The 19,596-nt window shown below is 63.8% G+C and carries 20 protein-coding genes, 1 pseudogene and 2 riboswitches; of the genes and pseudogenes, 13 read left to right on the top strand and 8 right to left on the bottom strand.

The features are described from left to right. Position 1: 1 nt before the first annotated feature. Genes cobO through LCM4573_RS13690 form a run of 3 tightly spaced genes read right to left on the bottom strand, consistent with a single transcriptional unit; the run spans position 2 to position 1,570 of the window. Positions 2-616, bottom strand: coding sequence for a cob(I)yrinic acid a,c-diamide adenosyltransferase (cobO, locus tag LCM4573_RS13700; RefSeq protein WP_071006874.1), 615 nt, complete (start codon positions 614-616; stop codon positions 2-4). Next, the gene (locus LCM4573_RS13695; protein WP_071006873.1) at positions 613-1,380 is read right to left on the bottom strand and encodes a CbtA family protein; all 768 of its coding nucleotides are present in this window, start codon (positions 1,378-1,380) and stop codon (positions 613-615) included. Before LCM4573_RS13695 ends, cobO begins: the two co-directional genes overlap by 4 nt. Positions 1,381-1,393: 13 nt before the next feature. Then, a complete protein-coding gene (locus tag LCM4573_RS13690; RefSeq protein WP_071006872.1) occupies positions 1,394-1,570 on the bottom strand; it encodes a CbtB-domain containing protein in 177 nt (58 codons plus the stop codon). Positions 1,571-1,605: 35 nt separating this feature from the next. Then, positions 1,606-1,804, bottom strand: a riboswitch (cobalamin riboswitch). A gap of 70 nt (positions 1,805-1,874) precedes the next feature. Beyond that, a riboswitch (cobalamin riboswitch) is annotated at positions 1,875-2,084 on the top strand. Between the two features lie 113 nt (positions 2,085-2,197). Here LCM4573_RS13690 and LCM4573_RS13685 point away from each other — a divergent pair. Genes LCM4573_RS13685 through LCM4573_RS13655 form a run of 7 tightly spaced genes read left to right on the top strand, consistent with a single transcriptional unit; the run spans position 2,198 to position 10,446 of the window. Continuing rightward, positions 2,198-2,596, top strand: coding sequence for a DUF1636 domain-containing protein (locus LCM4573_RS13685; protein ID WP_071006871.1), 399 nt, complete (start codon positions 2,198-2,200; stop codon positions 2,594-2,596). Beyond that, a complete protein-coding gene (cobW, locus tag LCM4573_RS13680; protein ID WP_071006870.1) occupies positions 2,593-3,642 on the top strand; it encodes a cobalamin biosynthesis protein CobW in 1,050 nt (349 codons plus the stop codon). The genes LCM4573_RS13685 and cobW overlap by 4 nt, the downstream gene beginning before the upstream one ends. Positions 3,643-3,658: 16 nt before the next feature. Continuing rightward, on the top strand, positions 3,659-6,952 hold the full coding sequence (gene cobN / locus LCM4573_RS13675) for a cobaltochelatase subunit CobN (protein WP_071006869.1): 3,294 nt from the start codon (positions 3,659-3,661) through the stop codon (positions 6,950-6,952). Next, positions 6,949-8,277, top strand: coding sequence for a precorrin-3B synthase (cobG, locus tag LCM4573_RS13670; protein ID WP_083347436.1), 1,329 nt, complete (start codon positions 6,949-6,951; stop codon positions 8,275-8,277). The genes cobN and cobG overlap by 4 nt, the downstream gene beginning before the upstream one ends. Continuing rightward, positions 8,274-8,903, top strand: coding sequence for a precorrin-8X methylmutase (locus LCM4573_RS13665; protein WP_071006868.1), 630 nt, complete (start codon positions 8,274-8,276; stop codon positions 8,901-8,903). Before cobG ends, LCM4573_RS13665 begins: the two co-directional genes overlap by 4 nt. Beyond that, on the top strand, positions 8,900-9,673 hold the full coding sequence (locus LCM4573_RS13660) for a precorrin-2 C(20)-methyltransferase (RefSeq protein ID WP_071006867.1): 774 nt from the start codon (positions 8,900-8,902) through the stop codon (positions 9,671-9,673). Before LCM4573_RS13665 ends, LCM4573_RS13660 begins: the two co-directional genes overlap by 4 nt. Then, a complete protein-coding gene (locus LCM4573_RS13655) occupies positions 9,670-10,446 on the top strand; it encodes a precorrin-3B C(17)-methyltransferase (protein WP_071006866.1) in 777 nt (258 codons plus the stop codon). Before LCM4573_RS13660 ends, LCM4573_RS13655 begins: the two co-directional genes overlap by 4 nt. On the opposite strand, the gene LCM4573_RS13650 is transcribed toward LCM4573_RS13655, so the two are convergent. Further along, positions 10,410-11,177 carry a cobalt-precorrin-6A reductase gene (locus tag LCM4573_RS13650; RefSeq protein WP_071006865.1) on the bottom strand — a complete coding sequence of 256 codons (768 nt, stop codon included), beginning with the start codon at positions 11,175-11,177 and terminating at the stop codon, positions 10,410-10,412. The two genes, LCM4573_RS13655 and LCM4573_RS13650, sit on opposite strands and share 37 nt — an antisense overlap. Before the next feature lies 1 nt (position 11,178). On the opposite strand from LCM4573_RS13650, the gene cbiE reads away from it, so the two are divergent. The 3 genes from cbiE to cobM are packed head-to-tail and all read left to right on the top strand — an operon-like array spanning position 11,179 to position 13,606. Beyond that, a complete protein-coding gene (gene cbiE, locus LCM4573_RS13645; protein ID WP_071006864.1) occupies positions 11,179-12,423 on the top strand; it encodes a precorrin-6y C5,15-methyltransferase (decarboxylating) subunit CbiE in 1,245 nt (414 codons plus the stop codon). Between the two features lie 5 nt (positions 12,424-12,428). Further along, entirely contained in the window at positions 12,429-12,815 is a 387-nt protein-coding gene (locus tag LCM4573_RS13640; RefSeq protein WP_157895507.1) for a cobalamin biosynthesis protein, read from the top strand. Beyond that, positions 12,812-13,606: a precorrin-4 C(11)-methyltransferase gene (gene cobM, locus LCM4573_RS13635; protein WP_071006863.1), complete on the top strand. Its 795-nt coding sequence runs from the start codon at positions 12,812-12,814 to the stop codon at positions 13,604-13,606. The genes LCM4573_RS13640 and cobM overlap by 4 nt, the downstream gene beginning before the upstream one ends. Here the strand turns inward: cobM and LCM4573_RS13630 are convergent. Next, the gene (locus LCM4573_RS13630) at positions 13,582-14,703 is read right to left on the bottom strand and encodes a cobalt-precorrin-5B (C(1))-methyltransferase (protein ID WP_071007001.1); all 1,122 of its coding nucleotides are present in this window, start codon (positions 14,701-14,703) and stop codon (positions 13,582-13,584) included. The genes cobM and LCM4573_RS13630 overlap by 25 nt on opposite strands. Positions 14,704-14,750: 47 nt before the next feature. Here LCM4573_RS13630 and cobA point away from each other — a divergent pair, with 47 nt between their 5' ends. Both cobA and LCM4573_RS13620 read left to right on the top strand, forming a co-directional pair. After that, positions 14,751-15,539 carry a uroporphyrinogen-III C-methyltransferase gene (gene cobA / locus LCM4573_RS13625; protein ID WP_071006862.1) on the top strand — a complete coding sequence of 263 codons (789 nt, stop codon included), beginning with the start codon at positions 14,751-14,753 and terminating at the stop codon, positions 15,537-15,539. Further along, positions 15,536-16,849: a cobyrinate a,c-diamide synthase gene (locus LCM4573_RS13620; RefSeq protein ID WP_071006861.1), complete on the top strand. Its 1,314-nt coding sequence runs from the start codon at positions 15,536-15,538 to the stop codon at positions 16,847-16,849. Before cobA ends, LCM4573_RS13620 begins: the two co-directional genes overlap by 4 nt. Positions 16,850-16,864: 15 nt before the next feature. Here the strand turns inward: LCM4573_RS13620 and LCM4573_RS28550 are convergent. The 3 genes and pseudogenes from LCM4573_RS28550 to LCM4573_RS13610 all read right to left on the bottom strand — a co-directional run. Next, positions 16,865-17,179, bottom strand: a pseudogene (locus LCM4573_RS28550) (Atu4866 domain-containing protein); the annotation flags it as partial. Positions 17,180-17,266: 87 nt separating this feature from the next. Continuing rightward, complete coding sequence (locus LCM4573_RS13615) at positions 17,267-17,797, bottom strand: nuclear transport factor 2 family protein (protein WP_071006999.1); 531 nt, start codon at positions 17,795-17,797, stop codon at positions 17,267-17,269. 86 nt (positions 17,798-17,883) lie between these two features. Then, entirely contained in the window at positions 17,884-18,606 is a 723-nt protein-coding gene (locus tag LCM4573_RS13610; RefSeq protein ID WP_071006860.1) for an SDR family oxidoreductase, read from the bottom strand. 98 nt (positions 18,607-18,704) lie between these two features. Here LCM4573_RS13610 and LCM4573_RS13605 point away from each other — a divergent pair, with 98 nt between their 5' ends. Then, the gene (locus LCM4573_RS13605) at positions 18,705-19,592 is read left to right on the top strand and encodes a LysR family transcriptional regulator (RefSeq protein ID WP_071006859.1); all 888 of its coding nucleotides are present in this window, start codon (positions 18,705-18,707) and stop codon (positions 19,590-19,592) included. The last annotated feature ends 4 nt before the right edge of the window (positions 19,593-19,596 follow it).

Raw genomic sequence — 19,596 nt, 5'->3', positions numbered from 1 at the left:
CTCAGAACTCGATGCCGGCCTGGGCCTTCACGCCCGCCTTGAAGTGATGCTTCACCAGCGTCATCTCGGTCACCATATCGGCGGCCTCGATCAAGGCCGGCTTGGCATTGCGGCCGGTGACGACCACGTGGAGATCCGGCCGGCGGGCTTGAAGGGCCTCAACCACCTTGTCGAGATCGAGATAATCATAGCGCAGCGCTATGTTGAGCTCGTCGAGGATGACGAGACCAATCGTCTCGTCGGCCATCAGGTCGAGCGCCTTTTCCCAGGCCCTTTCCGCAGCGGCGATATCGCGTTTCAGGTCCTGGGTTTCCCAGGTGAACCCTTCGCCCATGGTGTGCCAGACGACCCGATCACCGAAGGTCGCCAGGGCCGGCTGCTCGCCGGTGGACCATGCGCCCTTGATGAACTGCACCACGCCGACGCGGCGGTTATTGCCAAGCATGCGTAGCGCCAGTCCGAAAGCGGCCGTGGATTTTCCCTTGCCTGGCCCGGTATGGACGATGAGAAGACCCTTCTCCTGGGTCTTCTCCGCCACTTCCTTGTCCTGAACCGCCTTACGGTTCGCCATTTTGGCGCGGTGGCGCTCGGCGGTGGTTTCGTCGATATCCTTCACCGTGACGCCAACCTTTCGGACGAACCGGCAAAGGCCTCCTCTCCGGTGCGAAACCGCTCGCGAAGTAGCCCTGCTGCTACACCCAGCGCCGCCCAGAAGACGAGGTTGGTGGCATAGACGGCATTGACGAAACGGGCATGCAGCTCGACCGGCACAGCCGTTTCGTGGCTCGGCGGCAGCGGCGCGCCGACGAGATGCGGCGCGACCAGCAGCACTATGGCAATTGCGGCAAGCAGCGCGGAACGGCTATAGGCCAGCAGGCCGAGAGCGACTGCCGTCGCAAGCACGGTCGAAATCCACCAGGCCTGGCGCGGCCCGAGCTCGGCAGCCGGCGTACCCGGCAATTCGGGTGGCAGGCCAAGGCCCGGCGCGAGGCTCACCGTCAGGAAGYCGGCAATGCCGAACATGAGGCCGCTGCGCCAGCCTTTGAGGCCGCCGAGCGCTTCCGCGACTGCGAGCAGCACGAGGYCGAAACCGATCGCGGACAGTATGTTGGCGGCAGCCGTATAGGTGAAGCGTTCCAAGCCATCCGCCGGCATCCAGACTTCGTCGTCGTGATGGTGTTCGACGGCGGGAGCGGCGATGCCACCGGCGGGAGCAGCCTCATGGCTGTGGCTGTGGCCGGCTTCCTCTCCTCCGGTTTCGAAGGTTTCCGCCTGCAGGATGAGCGGGATGGTGGAGAAGCTTTGCATGACGGTGAGCAGAAGCCCGGACAATAGTCCGGCAATCACCGCCACGAGGACGATGTTACGGAAAAGCGACATGTCCGGATGCTCCTCAGTGGCAGGGGAAGGCCAGCGAGTGGCGCGTATCGTGGGCGGCGTTATGGACGACTTCCATGTGCGAGAAGCCAACGAAGCCGACGATGAAGAGGCCGAGCAGGGCCGTCATGCCGAGGGGGATGATCTTCGATGCGGAAAGCCCGATCGCTGTCGAAGCGGAGTTCGTAACCATGTATTTGTCCTTTCGCCCTCCACCCGAGGGCCGTTCAAGTTCCGTTCGCCGAAGGCAGGTCTCYTGGCTCGCGAATCAGGCGCTCTGCATCCGCCTTCCCGGGGAAACCCAGTGGCAATTGGATGGAAGCTCTCCGCTTACAGTTGCGGGGGCAGCCGCGGGCTCGACGGGTCCCTCCGTCTCACCGCATTCCCTCTCGAGGCCCTTTCGGGCACCGTCGACCGCTCCACTATAGCCGAATTCCACCTTGCGGCAATCGCCTTTGCGACGCCCGCTGCACTCCATTGACATGCGCGGGCGACCGGGCTTACTTGAAGGCGACGGTCCTTTTCCGGCAACGGGGAAGGCCAAGAGGGAATGCGGTGCGACCTTGATGAGGGTCAAAGCCGCGGCTGCCCCCGCAACTGTAAGCGGAGAGCCTGAGGCCGAGAAAGCCACTGGAGAGATCCGGGAAGGCTGGTCAGGAGGCGAGGACCCGCGAGCCAGGAGACCTGCCGTCACGACATCATGCTTCGCCGGGCGGGGTGCTCCGGATCGAGGATTTTCGTTCACGGCCGACCGGCTCAAGCCGATCGGGCTCCGCACCCCGAGATGTTTTGACAGGGCGGACAGCGGTCCAAGTGACGAATGACGATTGACGAACAGCCCACAGCCGATCCGGACKTAACGATCTTCGTGTGCAYGAATTGCCGCGACGAGCAGAACGCCGGTGTCCGCCCGGGCGTGGCGCTAATTGAAGCGCTTCGCGAGGCGACTGCCGGCAAGCCGCTCGTCGTCAAGCCCGTCACCTGCCTTGCCAATTGCCAGAAGAGCCCGAGCGCCGCTTTTAATCACCGCAGCGGCTGGTCATACGTTTTCGGACATCTTTCGCTCGAGAATGTCGATGACATCGTCACCGGCGCCATGATGCTGGCCGAGGACGAGCGCGGCTTCCTTCCCCTTCGCGGACGGCCCGCCTGCCTGCGCGGCAACGGTATGTCGGCCCGCATCCCACCCTTTCACCATCACGAGGACATGCCAACATGAGCGTCAGCTTCGCCACCAAGTTTGATCGCGTTCCCTGCACCGTCGTCACCGGATTCCTGGGCGCCGGCAAGACCACCCTGATCCGGAACCTCATCGAGAAGCTCGACGGCAAGCGGCTGGCGATCATCGTCAACGAGTTCGGCGATGTCGGCATCGATGGCGAGGTGCTGAAGGGCTGCGGCATCGAGAGCTGCCCGGAGGACAATATTATCGAACTCGCCAACGGCTGCATCTGCTGCACGGTTGCGGATGATTTCGTGCCCGCGATCGACCAGATTCTTTCCCGCGAGCCGCGCGTCGACCATATCCTGATCGAAACTTCCGGCCTCGCCCTGCCCAAGCCGCTCGTTCAGGCCTTCCAATGGCCGGACGTGAAGGCACGTGTGACGGTGGACGGCGTGGTCGCCGTGGTGGATGGCGTGGCGCTGGCGGAGGGCCGGGTCGCCGACGACCACGTGGCACTCGAAGCCCAGCGCGAGGCGGACGGGTCCATCGATCATGACGATCCGGTGGAGGAAGTCTTCGAAGATCAGGTCGCCTGCGCCGACATGATCGTGCTGACCAAGACGGACCTTCTCGACCAGGCCAGCCTGGCGGCGGCCAAGGGGCGCGTCCAGGCGCATCTGCCGCGGGCGGTCAAGATTGTGCCCGCCGCCAACGGCGCCGTCGATCCAGGCGTGCTGATCGGTCTTGGTCTGGCCGTCGAGGATGACATCGAAAACCGCAAGACCCATCACGACGACGAGCTCGACCATAACCACGACGATTTCGACAGTTTCGTCGTCGATCTGGCAGCCGTAACCGATCCGGAAGCGCTGGCTGCACGCATTTCCGCAACGGCCRAAGCCGAGAACGTATTGCGCATAAAAGGCTTCGTGGAAGTCGCGAACAAGCCGATGCGTCTGCAGGTGCAGGCGGTAGGATCGCGGGTGAACCATTATTTCGATCGGGCTTGGGCGCCCGGTGAGGCGCGGCAAAGCCGTCTCGTCGTCATCGGCGAGAAAGGCATCGACCGCACCGCGATCGAGAGGATGCTGGCTGCTTAAACGGCCCAGGGGAAGGATGCATATACTCGCCACCACATCGTCGTCACTCGACGACCTGATCGAACCAGTCGACCTCAACCAGTCGCCGGCCGATGTGGTAGTGCTGTCCTTTTCCGTCAGCGACCTGAACGGGGTCGCTTCGGCTTGGGATGACACGCTGCCAACTCTCGTCCTCACCAACCTATCCGACCTTCGGCATCCCATGTCCGTCGATCTCTGGGCGGAGAAGACGGGGAGCCAAGCCAAGGTCATCCTCGTGCGCATTCTCGGCGGTTATGACCGCTGGTCCTACGGCGTCGAGGAGCTTTCGCGGATGGCAAGGCGCAAAAAGATTGCGCTCGTCCTGCTGCCGGGCGAATGCAGCATCCGCGACGAGCGGCTTGCCGCCGCCTCCACGGTATCGGAAGAGGAGCTTGCCGCGATTCTCGCCTGTTTCCGCGAGGGCGGGCCGGACAATATGCGGCTTCTGGCAGAGCGTTTGACGGGGCTTGCAAACGGCGAAGCTCAGGTGCTGCCGCAGGCGGCGCCGATGCCGAAAGCGGGTTTCTACAAGCCGGGTCACGGCATCGTGGGTGCCGAGACGCTGCTGGCCGGCTTCACATCCGAAGCTCCGCGCCTGCCGATCCTCTTCTACCGCTCTATGCTGCTCGCCAATGATGCGGCACCGATCGATGCGCTGTTTCAGGCTCTTGCGGAGCGCGGCTTTGCGCCGGTGCCGATCTTCGTCAACGGATTGAAGGATCAGGATGCCATCGCGTTCGTAGAACGGTCGATCCTGAACCTCAAGCCGGAAGCGCTCCTGACCACCACCGCTTTTGCAAGCGGCACCGACGAAAGGGGGGAGACGATCTTCGACCGGACAGGTATTCCGGTATTCCAGATCGTGGTCGCCACCACCCGGCGCGAGGGMTGGGAGGAGGGTCGCCGCGGCCTGAACCCCGCCGATCTCGCCATGCATGTGGTTCTGCCCGAACTCGACGGGCGCATCCTGGCCGGCGCGATTTCCTTCAAGGCGGGTGAAACCTCGGTAAACCTTGTCAACCGCCCGGAACCCGACCGGGTCGAACATGTCGCAGATCGCATCGCCGCTTTCCTGCGGCTGAAGGCGATGTCGCGCGCGGAACGCCGGATCGTCATCCTGATGCCGGATTATCCGAATGCACCCGGCCGGACCGGTTATGCTGTCGGCCTCGACGTGCCGCAAAGTGTGCTCGTCATGTTGGAGCGGCTTTCCATGGCAGGCTATTCGGTTTCCAACATTCCAGCTACAGCGCGAGAATTACTGGATCGACTTGCCGAAAAATCTGCTGCGTTTTCGCTCTCGTCCTATCGCATGGCGCCGGCCGCGGAAGCGGTGTGGGGTTCGCCTGATACGGATGAAGATCTCGAAAATGGTGCCTATCAATTCCGTGCCGCGACCTTCGGCAACATCACGGTAGCGCTGGCGCCGGATCGCGGCCGCAACGCCGACCATCGCGCGGATTATCATAGTCCCGACCTGGCGCCGCGACACGCCCTGATCGCCTTCGGTCAATGGATGCGGGACGCGCTCGGCGCCCATGCCATCGTCCATGTGGGTGCGCATGGGACGCTGGAATGGCTGCCGGGCAAGACGGTGGCGCTTTCGAAGGATTGTTTCCCCGAAATCGTTATCGGCGGTCTGCCGGTCATCTATCCCTTCATCGTTTCCAATCCCGGCGAGGCGGCTGTCGCCAAGCGGCGCATCTCCGCCGTCACCATAGGGCATTTGCCGCCGGTTCTTACCGGAGCCGGGCTCTCGGACGAACAGAAGAAGCTCGAACTGCTGGTGGACGAATATGCTCAGGCCGACGGCCTCGACCGACGCCGCCGAGACCGGCTGGCGAAGCTGATCGTCGAGACCGCGGGCGATACCGGGCTGGCCTCGGAAGCCGGCGTTTCCCGCGATGACGATCCGGATACGGCACTCAGCCGCATCGACGCCTTCCTTTGCGATCTCAAGGATTTCGCGATCAAGGACGGCCAGCATGTTTTCGGAGAGGTCGCGCCGGGAGATGATGACCAGCTACGCATAAAAAGCGCTGAAACCGAACGGCAAGCGCTGATCGATGCTCTCGACGGAAAGCCTATTCGCCCGGGTCCCTCCGGCGCTCCGGCCCGCGGGCGTCTGGACGTCATGCCAACGGGCCGCAATCTCTTCGCCAGCGATCCTCGCACGCTGCCGACTCCGACCGCCTTCGAACTCGGCAAACGGGCGGCCGATGAAATCCTGCGGCGCTATCTGCAGGATCATGGCGATTGGCCGAAAAACCTGGTCTTCGATCTCTGGGGAAGTGCTTCTCTCAGAAGCGGTGGCGAGGAAGTGGCGCAGGTGCTCGCCCTGATGGGGGCGAAACCGGTGCAGGACATGGCGACTGGCCGCGTCACCGGCATCGAAGTCCTGCCTCCTGCCCAGCTCGGGCGGCCCCGCGTAGACGTGAGCTTAAGGATTTCCGGCCTTTTCCGCGATATGTTCCCGGCGTTGATCGCATTGCTGGATACCGCCATGCGGGCGATCGCTGCCCGTGAGGAAGCGCCGGGCGACAATCCACTGGCCGAAGAGGCGCAAAGGCTGGGGCACGTGCCGCCCCGCATCTTCGGTTCGGCGCCCGGCACCTATGGTTCCGGCATCGAGGAAAAGCTTGCCGAGGGAACATGGGGAGAACGGGAAGAGCTCGGACGTATCTATCTGGATGCCACGAGCCATGCCTTCAGCGGTGTGGGGGGCGAGGGGACGCATGTGCCGGGCCAGTTTGCAGATCGCATCGGAACCGCCGACCTTCTTGTCCATACCGGCGATGATCCGGGCCGCGACCTTCTGGACGGCTCGGCGGATGTCGCTTTCATCGGCGGCTTTTCCGCAGCCGTCGCAGCACTTGGCGGCAAAGCGGATGTGATTGCCCTCGACACTACCGACCCGCTGAAGCCGAAGGCCCGCTCGATTTCCGAGGCCGTGACGCGCGTGGTGCGGGCTCGTGCCGTCAATCCGCGCTTCATTACCGGCCAGATGCGCCACGGCCCGCGCGGTGCGGCCGAACTGGTGGAAGCTGTCGACCGGCTCATCGGCTTTGCAGAAACCACCCATGCGATACCGCAATCGCTGATTGAGGCCACCTATGACGCCTATATCGGCGACGAAGAGGTTCGCGATTTCCTGCTGGCGCAGAACCCGGAGGGCGCGCGGTATATGGCCGAGCGTTTCCGTTCGGCGCTTCGCCGCGGTCTCTGGCATCCCCGCCGCAACGCGATCGATGCGGAACTGGAAATGTTAATCGGGGAGAAGGCGGCATGACGGCCCTTTCTTTCGACCGGTTCACGCTTGATATGCGGCGCGGCGCTTGCCCTGCTCTTTCTGCGCCGATGATGACGGGCGACGGGCTGCTTGTGCGAGTGTCGCTGGTCGACGCGATTTCGCCTCTGCAACTGGCCGAGCTGTGCCGCCTGGCCCGCCGGCACGGTAATGGGATTCTCGACATTTCCACCCGCGGCAACCTGCAAATCCGCGGCCTGACGGAAACCTCGGCACCTCAGCTGGAAGCCGGTATCCGAGCGCTCAGCCTGCCTTTGCGTGAAGGGCTGGCCGTTGAGACRCCGCCGCTTGCCGGAATGGACAGTCACGAACTGGCGGATCCCCGGCCGATTGCGGAAGCGATACGGAAAGGCGCGCGCGAGATTTCCGGCCTGGCACCGAAAATGTCCGTCGTGATCGATGGCGGCGGGCAGTTGCGGCTCTCCTCGCTGCTTGCCGATATCCGGCTGGTCGCGGTGGGGACCGATGCCGGTATTCGCTGGACGCTTCTGCTCGGCGGCACGGAAGCGACCGGGCGCGTGTTCGATGTTTTACGTGAAACAGAGGCGGTCTATATCGTGATGGCGCTGCTGAAGCGGCTTGCAGCGCTGGGAGAAAGGGCGCGTGGAAAGGATCTTGCGACATCTTCTCCATCGTCGAGTCCGAGCTTGACGGAAGGGGCGGCGGCGCCGTCATCGCCATTCAGCCTGATCGCGCTATGGAACGGCTTCCACGCGGTCGGTATCGGCCCCGCGTTCGGGCAGGCGACGGCTGCGGACTTGATCGCGCTTTGCGACGAAGCTTCTCGACTGGGAATCCGATCGGTCAAACCGGCGCTTGACCATTCGCTATTCTTCTTCGGAGCCAAGGCAGCTTGCGAAGCGCTGGCGGCGTTCGCCGAAAACAGTGGCTTCATCGTCTCTCCAGCCGATCCTCGGAGCCATGTCGCCGTTTGCCCCGGCCGTCCTGCTTGCCAATCGGCAAGCTTTGTCACGCATGACGTCGCGACTGCGGCTGCGGCCGAATGCGCCGGCCTGTTCGACGGTTCGTTCCGGTTGCATGTGAGCGGATGTGCCAAGGGATGCGCCCATCCTCAACCGGCGGCTCTCTCGCTAACGGGCACCGCCGCCGGCCTTTCCTTCATCGCTGACGGAAAAGCGGCCGATCGGCCCTTTGCTTCCGTCACATTTGCCGATACCAACGCCGCGTTGCGCCGTATCGCCGACCTCGTTCGGGCCGAACGGCAAGGCGACGAAAATTCCGCCGCATGCCTTGCCCGGCTCGGGCCGGAAAGGCTTTCCGCGGCTGTTACGTCAGGACGACCATGAACGCCTATGATTACATCCGCGAGGGTGACGCGATTTACGAAAAATCCTTCGCCATCATTCGTGAGGAAGCTGATCTTTCCGCTTTTTCCGCCGAACAGGCGGATATCGCCGTCAGAATGATCCATGCCTGCGGGCTCGTCGAAGCGGCCGAACATTTTCGCTTCTCGAAGGATTTCGTCGCTCAGGCGCGGGGTGCACTGCATGCCGGGAAGCCGATCTTCTGTGACGCTGAAATGGTGGCTCACGGGATCACCCGCGCCCGCTTGCCGGCCGAGAACCAGGTGATCTGCACGCTGCGCGACAGCCGCACGATCGAGATCGCCAGGATCATCGGCAATACCCGCTCGGCGGCAGCGCTCGATCTTTGGGATGAGATGGAGGGGGCGCTGGTGGCGATCGGCAACGCGCCGACCGCGCTCTTCCGGCTGCTCGAGCTTCTGGATGCCGGCGCGCCGCGGCCGGCTGCGATCATCGGCATGCCGGTCGGCTTTGTCGGTGCGGCCGAATCCAAGGAAGCGCTGATGGAATCGCGGCTCGGCATTCCCTATGCCGTGGTGCGCGGGCGCATGGGCGGTTCGGCGATGACGGCGGCTGCGGTCAACGCTCTTGCGAGGGCGGGGCTTTGAACGCGGCCATCCTCAAGGGCCGGCTGACGGGTGTCGGCACCGGTCCCGGCGATCCGGAGCTTCTGACGTTGAAGGCGGTACGCGCCATCAACGAAGCCGATGTGATTGCCTTTTTTTGCAAGAAGGGTTCGAGCGGCAACGGCCGGGCAATCGTCGAGGCGCATATCCGGCCCGGCACGCTGGAACTGCCGCTGGTCTATCCGGTCACCACCGAGACCAACAAGGACGAGGATTCCTATCGAGGGCCTATCGCCGAATTCTTTGATCGTTCGGCGGAAGAGATCGCCGCCTATCTCGATGCCGGCAAGAATGTGGCTGTCCTCAGCGAAGGCGATCCGCTTTTCTACGGCTCCTATATGCACCTGCATGTGCGGCTCAGAGCGCGCTATCAGGCAGACGTGGTGGCGGGCGTCACCGCCATGTCGGGCTGCTGGTCGATGACCGGCCTGCCGCTGGTGCAGGGCGACGACATCCTGAGCGTGCTGCCGGGCACGCTTCCGGAAGAGACCCTTGCGGAGCGGCTTGCCGGCACGGACGGCGCCGTCATCATGAAGGTCGGACGTAATCTGCCGAAGATCCGCCGGGCGCTCGCCTCGGTGGGCAAGCTTTCCGGCGCGCTCTATGTCGAGCGCGGCACCATGGCAAACGGTGCGGCGCAAAGGCTGGAGACACGCGATGAAAGCCCGGCGCCCTATTTCTCGATCGTGCTGGTTCCCGGCTGGAAGACGCGGCCCCAGGGGGATCAAGGGGATCAGGGGGATGGAAAATGACCGGCTCGTTGACGGTCGTCGGCCTCGGTCCCGGAAATCCGGATCAGATGACGCCGGAAGCCCGTATAGCTGTTGAGACGGCAGAGGATTTCTTCGGTTATTTTCCCTATATCGACCGGCTTGATTTGAGGCCCGACCAGCGCCGCCACGCCTCCGACAACCGCGAGGAACTGACCCGCGCAAGGGCGGCACTCGAACTCGCCGCGAAGGGCGGCAAGGTCTGTGTGGTCTCGGGCGGCGATCCGGGCGTCTTCGCCATGGCGGCGGCGGTGTGTGAGGCGATCGATGAAGGTCCTGCCGAATGGCGCGAGATCGATCTTTCCGTCGTGCCGGGGCTCACCGCCATGCTGGCGGTGGCGGCAAAGGTTGGCGCGCCGCTGGGACACGATTTCTGCGCCATTTCGCTTTCCAACAACCTGAAACCCTGGGATATCATCGAAAAGAGGCTGATCGCGGCGGCTGAAGCGGGCTTCGTGATGGCCTTCTACAATCCGATCAGCAAGGCGCGGCCTCACCAGCTCGGCGATGCCTTTTCAATCCTGCGCCGGCATCTGCCGGGCACGGTGCCGGTGATCTTCGGCCGGGCCGCGGGCCGCCCGGACGAGGAGATCCGCATGGTGCCGCTCTCGGAGGCCGAAAGCGGCATGGCCGACATGGCGACCTGCGTGATCGTCGGCTCCGCGGAAACGCGGATCATCGAGAGAGATGGAAAACGGCCGATCGTCTATTCGCCACGTTACTTCAAGGGCAATCCCGGRGGTGCCGGCAGATGAGAGAGCCAGGCCAGCACCTCCTCGACCGTCTCGACGGATGGCACGTCCGGCAAATCGGGCCTTTGGATCAGGATCACCTCGATCCCGAGCGAGCGAGCAGCCGCGATCTTGCCGTAGCTCGCCGGCCCGCCGCTGTTCTTGGCGACGATCGCCTCGATGGCGTGGTCTTGAAGCAGGTGCGTTTCGGCCGCCTCGGCAAAGGGGCCGCGCGAGGTCAAATAGATCGCGTGCGGTACATCGAGCGGCGGCTCCACCGGATCGACGCTGCGGATGAGGTAATGATGCTGGGGAGCGGCCTCGAAGGGCAAAAGTTCCTGGCGGCCGAGGGTAAGGAATACGCGGCGAGGTTTTTCGCCAAGCGCCCCGACGGCATGTGCGACACTTTCGACCTCCGTCCAGCGATCGCCTGTCTGCCTCTGCCAAGGTGTCCGGCGAAGCGCAACCAGCGGTACGCCGGCAAGTTTGGCCGCAACAGCCGCATTGGCGGAAATCCGCGCCGMATAGGGATGCGTGGCATCGATCAGGATGGTGACGCTTTTCTGCCTCAAATAGGCGGCCAGACCCTCCGGGCCCCCGAAGCCACCGACCCGCACGGGCACCGGCTGTCCGGCAGGCGCGCGGGTACGGCCTGCAAGCGAAAGCTCGACCTCGAAACGCGTGTCGCCGGCGAGCGCCGCCGCAAGCTGCCGGGCTTCAGCTGTACCGCCGAGTATGAGGATGGAGTGTTTCACTATGCCTCCTGAATCAACCCTCCCAGATTTAAACCAAAGCCGCTGGCTGTCCATCGTCGGCATAGGTGAAGACGGGGTGAAAGGCCTTGGCGAGAACGCCCGCAACGCAATTTCCTCCGCCTCCATCGTCTTCGGCGGCAGGCGGCATCTGGAGCTTGCCGCTTCGCTGATCTCCGGCGAGGCCCGGCCATGGGCGACGCCTTTCGACGCGGCCATGCGCAATGTGATTAGTCTGCGCGGCCAGAAGATCTGCGTGCTCGCTTCGGGCGATCCGTTCTTCTTTGGCGTCGGCGCGACGCTCTCGCGCCATGTCTCTGCGGAAGAATTCATAGCTTTCCCGGCACCTTCCGCCTTTTCGCTCGCCGCCTCGCGCCTCGGCTGGCCGTTGCAAGGGATCGAAACCGTATCGCTGCATGGGCGTCCGCTCGATCTGATCCGACCACTCCTGCATCCCGGCCGTCGGATCATCGCGCTGACCTCGGATGAAAAGGGGYCGATGGAGCTGGCTGAGCTGCTGACGGCGACAGGCTTCGGACGGTCGCGGCTGACGGTGCTGGAGGCGCTGGGCGGGGAGGCGGAACGCATCCGTTCCGCGCAGGCGGATGAATTTGCATTGCCAGCTATCAACGTGCTGAACGTCGTTGCCGTCGAGGTCGAGGCGCAGGCCGATGCCCGTATCCTGCCGCGCGCATTCGGGTTGGATGATGCGCTCTTCGAGCATGACGGGCAGATCACCAAGCGGGAAATCCGGGCAATGACGCTTTCGGCGCTTGCTCCTCGCCGTGGCGAGCTCCTCTGGGATATCGGCGCGGGGTCGGGCTCGATCGGCATCGAATGGATGCTGGCCGATCCGTCGCTCCAGGCGATCGCGGTTGAAGCGGATCATGAGCGGTCGGCCCGCATCGCCCGCAATGCTGCTGCCTTCGGCGCGCCGGGGCTGCACGTCGTGCAGGGAAAAGCGCCCGATGCCCTTGCGGGATTGGAAACACCCGATGCTATCTTCATCGGCGGCGGTGGCAGCGAACCGGGCGTGTTCGATGCGGCCGTCGCAGCATTGAAGCCGGGCGGGCGGCTGGTCGCCAATGCCGTCACGCTGGAAATGGAGGCGGTTCTTCTTGCCGCCCATGYCCATCTCGGCGGCGAACTGGTCCGCATCGAAGTATCTCGGGCCGCCCCAATCGGCGGCATGTCGGGTTGGCGGCCGGCCCTGCCGGTGACGCAATGGAAATGGCAGAAACAGGGGTAAGAATCATGATCGTAGCGGGATTGGGATGCCGCAAGGGCTGCTCGGCGGAAGATGTGATGTCGGCGCTGGATGCAGCCTGCGCGGAGGCGCGCATTTCACGGATATCCATAACTGCGCTGGCAACCGGCGAGATCAAGCGGGAGGAGGCCGGTATCATCGAGCTTGCCGAAAAGCTCGGGCTTCCGCTGCACATCGTCGATGACGAGGCGTTGCTTGAAGCCGAACCGCGCACGCGGACGGTTTCCCGGCACAGCATCGCCAAGACGCTTTCCTCCAGCCTTTCGGAGGCCGCGGCTCTGGCTGTTGCCGGCGAGCATTCGGAAATCATCGTGGCGCGGCTGATATCCAACGGCGCCACCTGCGCGCTTGCGGAGATGAAGGAAGTCGGATGACGGTTCATTTCATCGGCGCCGGGCCGGGCGCGGCGGACCTGATCACCGTGCGGGGGCGCGATATCCTCGCCCGTTCGCCCGTCTGCCTCTATGCCGGCTCGATCGTGCCGCGCGAACTCTTGGACTACTGCCCGAAGGACGCCCGCATCGTCGATACGGCGTCGATGTCGCTCGATGAGATCGAGGGGGAATATGTGGCCGCGCATACTCAGGGAAAAGACGTCGCGCGCCTGCATTCCGGCGATCTTTCCGTCTGGAGCGCGGTGGCGGAGCAGATCCGGCGGCTTGAGAAGCACGGCATAGACTATACGATGACGCCGGGCGTACCCTCCTTCGCGGCTGCGGCGGCCGCTCTCAAGCGCGAGCTGACGATACCGGAAGTCGCCCAGAGCCTGGTGCTGACGCGTGTTTCCGGCCGAGCCTCGAAAATGCCGGAGGGCGAGACGCTTGCAGCCTTCGGCGCGACGGGCGCGACCCTTGCCATCCACCTCGCCATCCATGCGATTGACCGGGTGGTGGACGAACTCACACCGCTTTACGGCGCCGATTGCCCGGTTGCCATCGTGGTGCGGGCGTCCTGGCCGGACGAGCGGGTTATCCGCGGCACGCTTGCGGACATCCGGAAGAGGCTGGCGGCCGAGCCGGCGGAGCGCACCGCGCTGATTTTTGTCGGAAGAGGGCTCGGATTGACGGACTTTGTGGAAAGCCAGCTATACAATGCCGATTATGTCCGTCGTTTCCGACCGGGCTGGCCGCATATCGACAGTCAGCCGGACAAGGATTCCGAATGATCCGAGGGCGTGAACGGCGTCTCCCCAACGAGCCTGCCCTGGCGATCGAAGACGAGGATTTCCAGGGCGATGCTCCGATCATTGAGGGCCTTCGCCGCCGTCTTCCAGGCAAGCGCAGCAATCCGATCGCCGAGCGGCAATCCGGTTTCATCGGCCAGCGTGAAGGCCTGCGAAACAGTATTGGCTGTCGCGATGCGCTGAACAAGGTCACTACCGGCGCCGGCTTCCGCCGCGACCTTTGCCAGGGCTTCGAGATCGGCAAGCCCGCGCTTGGAATGCACGTCGAGCATGCCCTGGGCGAGCTTTGTCATCTTGGCGACGCCGCCCGCAATGGTGATCTTGGGGACCGGATGGTCGCGCAAGTACTTCAGCATGCCGCCCACGAAATCGCCCATGTCGATCAACGCGATCTCGGGCAGATCGTGATGGGCTTGAACCGCCTTTTCGGAGGTGTTGCCGGTGGAGCCGGCGACATGGTCGAGGCCGGCGGCGCGGGCGACATCAATGCCGCGCCAGATGGAATGAATCCAGGCCGAACAGGAAAACGGAATGACGATCCCGGTCGTCCCAAGGATCGAAATGCCGCCGAGAATACCGAGCCGGCCGTTCAGCGTCTTTTCAGCGATCTTCTCACCGTCCGGAACCGAGATCTCCACTTCGAAATCACGGGCTTCTCCTGCAATCTCGGCGATTGCCTGCGCAATCATTTTCCGAGGTACAGGATTGATCGAGGGTTCGCCGGGCGGCAGAGGAAGTCCGGGCCTCGTGACCGTGCCGACGCCTTTGCCGGCGCGAAAAGTGATACCGCTGCCCGGCGCACCGTGCCGCACCGTGCTGACGATGAGCGCGCCATGGGTGACATCCGGGTCGTCGCCGGCGTCCTTGACGATGCCGGCCCTGGCAAATCCTTCGCCGCTTTCTTCCACGGCAAGCGCGAAACTCGGGCGTTGGCCTCCAGGCAGCGTCACGTCCACCATATCGGGAAACTTGCCGTAAACGAGCGCCATGCAGGCCGCCTTGCTGGCCGCCGCCGCGCAGGTTCCCGTGGTCCAGCCACGGCGCAGGTTCTTGCTATCTGGTTCCTTGGCCGCTTCCATGGCAGCTTCTATATCCCGACCGGCGATCACCGGCAAAAGGTTTGCATATGCGTTTAAGTGAAACCATCGAAACGATCATCGAGGCACCTGCCTTCGAGGCCGGCCATGTCTGGCTTGCCGGCGCCGGTCCCGGTCATCCGCGCTATTTGACGCTCGAGGTCGCGGATGCGCTCGCGAAGGCCGACGTGATCGTCCACGATGCGCTGGTTTCCGAAGGTGTGTTGTCGCTTGCGAAAACCGCCGAGCTGATCTTCGTTGGCAAGCGCGGCGGCAAGCCCTCGATCGCCCAGGACGAAATCACTGCCAAGCTGGTCGAACTTGCCCATCAGGGCAAGCGAGTGCTGCGGCTGAAGGGTGGCGATCCATTCATCTTCGGGCGCGGCGGCGAAGAGGCCGAGGCGCTTGCGCGGGAGAAGATTTCCTTCCGCGTCCTGCCGGGCATGACCTCGGCGCTCGCGGCGCTCGCGAGTGCCAACATTCCAGCCACCATGCGCGGCATCAGCCGGGCGATCACGCTGGCGACCGGCCATGCCGCGGGAACGGAAGACGATCTCGATTGGAAGGCGCTCGCCAGGACTGGCGAGCCGATCGTCGTCTATATGGGATTGCGGACGATCGGCGCCATCGCCCGGCTTCTTATGGAAGGAGGCCTATCGCCAGACACGCCCGTCGCGGTGCTGATGTCGGCGACCACGCCGGAGGAACGTTCGCTCGTCGCGACGCTTTCCACCGTGGAGGCGGAGGTCGAGCGGCAAGAGTTTGCCGCACCCGCGCTTGTCGTCATCGGTAGGATCGTTTCCATGCAGRCAGTATTGGAAGGCAAGATTATTCGATGACGGCGCGCGCGCTCATCATTGGGGCACCGCGCTCCGGCTCCGGCAAGACGAGCGTCACCATCGGCCTGTTGCGGGCCTTCGCGCGGCGGGGGGTGAAGGTGCGCGGCATCAAGACCGGTCCCGACTATATCGATCCCGGCTTTCACCAGGCTGCGACCCATCTGCCCGGCCTCAATCTCGACAGCTGGGCCATGGCGCCGGACCTGCTGCGGCATCTCGCGCGCGGCCAGGCGGAAGATGCCGAACTTCTGCTGATCGAAAGTGCCATGGGGCTTTTCGACGGCATCGTCAGCGAAGAAAATCGCTCGGGGGCCGCATCCGATCTTGCCCGGCTGTTCCGGTTGCCGGTGCTGCTGGTGCTCGACGTGTCCGGCCAGTCGCAGACCGCAGGCGCTATCGCCTACGGCTTTGCCCACTACGATCCGACCGTTGAGATCGCCGGCTGCGTCCTCAATCGCGCCGGCAGCGAACGGCACAGGAAGCTTTGCGGCGATGCGATCGAGGCTGCCGGACTGCCTGTGGTCGGCACGATCCTGCGCGATCCAACGCTCATCCTTCCCGAACGGCATCTCGGCCTCGTGCAGGCGAGCGAGCATCCGGAAATGGATGCGCATATCGAGCGGCTGGCAGATGCGATGGAAGCCTCTCTCGATCTCGACGCGATCTTTGCACTGGCAAAGCCCTTCGATATTCCGCCCGGTTCGGCGGAAAAGTCGCTGCCGCCACCCGGTCAGCGGATCGCGCTTGCAAGCGACGCGGCATTCACTTTCCTTTATCCGCATCTGGCACGGGAATGGCGTTCAGCGGGCGCGGAGATCATTCCCTTCTCGCCGCTCGCAGATGAGGCGCCGCCGGCGGATTGCGATGTCTGCTGGCTGCCGGGCGGCTATCCCGAGCTTCATGCCGGGAGGCTCGCGGCTGCCATGAACTTCAAGGCGGGACTTTCCCGTTTTGCCGAAACGAAACCGGTTCATGGCGAATGCGGCGGCTACATGGTGCTCGGCGAGACGCTGGAGGATGCCGAAGGCGCTACCCACGAGATGACTGGGCTGCTTTCCCACCGCACCAGTTTCGCCAGGCGCAAGATGAACCTTGGCTACCGGCAGGCTGAGCTACTGGAAAACGGACCGCTAGGCCGAAAGGGCGAAACGGTCCGGGGGCATGAGTTCCATTATGCAAGCACGGTTTCACCCGGTGCGGATGAGCCTTTTGCGAGGATCGCCGATGGCGCCGGCAAGGAGATCGGCCCGTCGGGAGGCAGGCGCGGGTTCGTCAGCGGCACCTTCTTTCACGCGATCGCGCGCGGCTGAGCGAACAATCGTCCGCTTYCACTGGCGATAAAGGATCATGCCGGCGTGGTGCAGAACGTCGTCAATGAAATCGCCATCCGCGGTGAATCCGGTATCGTCCCAATATTCGATATGGTTGCCGCTCACTTCGTAGCGTCCTTCGTAGGCGCGCTCGCGGGTTCCGCGCGCCTCGACATAGCGCCCGTTCGGTAGAAGTTCATGGCGGATATGGCCGTCTTTGGTGACCCAGAGGCCGACATAGGGGTGATTGGCTTGCAATTCGCTTTCCTCGGCTTGTGCTGATTGGCTCAGGAGTGCGACGGTCATCAAGACTGCAAAGGCATGCTGCATGGTCAGGCTCCTCGTCATAAACGTTTCGGGGCGGGGCGGGCCGAAGCGTGCTTTGCTCCGGTCCCGCAATCAAATTCGGGAACGTCGCTATTGCGCGCGGGGCTCGTTGTTCTCCACGACTTCCTGATAGGCAACGAGATCGAGAAAGGCCTCGGCCTCCACGACGGAACCCTGTTCCATACGGAAGATCCAGACGAACTGGTTGCGGTAGGGAGCGCCCGAGGTCGTGGTGGCCGATCCGTCGAAGCGGATGATGACCGTGTTGCCGTCAGCAAAAATATCATGCACCTCCGGGATCAGAGGGGTCGCGAGACGGCTGATCAGCGGAGCCGAGGCCCGCTTGACGAAGTCCTCGACGCTGCGGTAGGTGCCGGCCACCGGGCCGGAGCCATGGATCGTCCAGACGACATCGGGCGCGAGAAGCCCTGCGAAGATATTGCCGCCGGCACCCCATTTATCGAACGCCTCGCGCACGATGGCTTGGTTGCGGGCTTCGGTATCGGTATCCGGTGCGGGGGTATTGGCCATAGCCGGGCCGACTGTGCCCACAAATGCTGAAACGATCAGCAGCTTGTGGCTGGCACCGGCAAGTCGATTGAGCGACGAGAAAAAGGTCATGGGATCATTCCTTTCGTTCGGTTGCTGGAGGATGAAAAATGCCGTTGTCACGGGACCGTTCTTCGGTCGGAAGGACTCCGGACGCCTCAATTGCTCGACGCAGTCGGCCGGATCGTTATCTCGGTCGTATCCACGCCCGGCGGAGCCTCGATCACCTGACGAACCGCGCGTGCGATGTCGGCGGGCTGAAGCGCGATCGCCCTATAGGCGTCCATCACCGCCATGGTCTCCTCATGGGTGATGGTCGAGGCGAGTTCGCTTTCCACGACGCCGGGATTGACGCAGGTGACGCGGATGTAAGAGCTCTCCTGGCGCAGCCCGTCCGAGATCGCCCGGACCGCGAACTTCGTCGCGCAATAGACGGCGGCCGTGGGTACGACAGAAAGCGCGCCGATCGAGGCGATATTGATGATCTGTCCGCTGCGCTGTGCCTCCATGACCGGCAATACCGCACCGATGCCCCAGAGCACGCCCTTGATGTTCACGTCGACCATGCGCTCCCACTCGTCCAGCTTGACGGCGGCAAGCGGCGAGAGCGGCATGACGCCGGCATTGTTCACCAGGACGTCGATGCGACCCCATTTCTCGACCGCTGTCTCCGCGAAGGCGGCCATGGACCGGCGGTCCGTGACATCCAGCACTCGGGCCTCGGCGCGTCCGCCCGCCTCTCGAATTTCAGCGGCTATGGCCTCGATGCGATCCAGGCGGYGCGCGCCCAGCAACAGCGTCGCCCCCGCGGCACCGAGTTCCCGGGCGATGCCCTCGCCGATGCCGCTGGATGCTCCGGTGATCAGAATGATCTTGTCCATGTCATGCTCCGTTTTTCCGTTTCGTGGAGAAGATGGACTTTTGTGATTGTTGCCGGTATCCATCGCTCGCTGAACTCGGTGGTTAGCAAARCTCGACAATGAAGATCGACATGAACCTTCTGCCGCTCTTTCTGGCCGTCGCGGAAGAGGACAATTTCAGGGCTGCCGCCGATCGTCTCGGCGTGACCCGCTCGGCCGTCAGTCAGGGAATGCGTCGGCTGGAGGACGCCTTCGGAACGATGCTCGTTACCCGCACCACGCGCTCCGTGCACCTGACGGAGGCGGGCGAGCGGCTGCGCGAGGCTCTGTCGCAGCCGATGTCGGACATCGCCACGGCGCTCGATCGGGTCGCGGGTGACGATGAGCCGCGAGGCTTGTTGCGGATCGCCGTGACCTCGATCGCCGAGCAGTTCCTGTCCGGCCCGCTGCTTGCCTCCTTTGCAGAGGCATGTCCGCATGTCACGATAGACGTCACTGTCACGGACGAGGAGTTCGACATCGTCGCTGCCGGGTTCGATGCGGGCGTCAGGCTGGGTGAGGTCATCGAACAGGACATGATCGCGGTGCCGCTTTCGGGCGACCAGCGCGAGTCGGCCGTTGCCGCGCCCGCCTATCTGGCAGCGCACGGCACCCCGAAGCATCCCCGCGAATTGATCCGCCATCGCTGCATCGGCTGGCGTCCGGCACCRAATGTCGCGCCGCATCGCTGGGAATTCGAAGAGAACGGCATTCCCTTCGATGTAGCGGTCGAGCCGCAGATCACCACCAACGATCTGCGCCTCATGCTTCGCTCGGCGCTCAGCGGGGCCGGGATAACCTTCGCGTTGGAAGAGACCTTCCGGCCCTATGTGGAGACCGGCCGGCTCGTTCCGCTGCTGCAGGACTTCCTGCCGCCCTTTCCTGGCTTCTTTCTATACTTCCCCCATAAGCGCAACATGGCGCCGAAGCTTCGGGTTCTGGTCGAACACGTGCGACGATGGCGATAGGCCG

The sequence above is a fragment of the Rhizobium sp. LCM 4573 genome (assembly GCF_001854865.1).
Classification (GTDB): Bacteria; Pseudomonadota; Alphaproteobacteria; order Rhizobiales; family Rhizobiaceae; genus Neorhizobium.
This window is presented reverse-complemented; position numbering and strand designations above follow the sequence as displayed.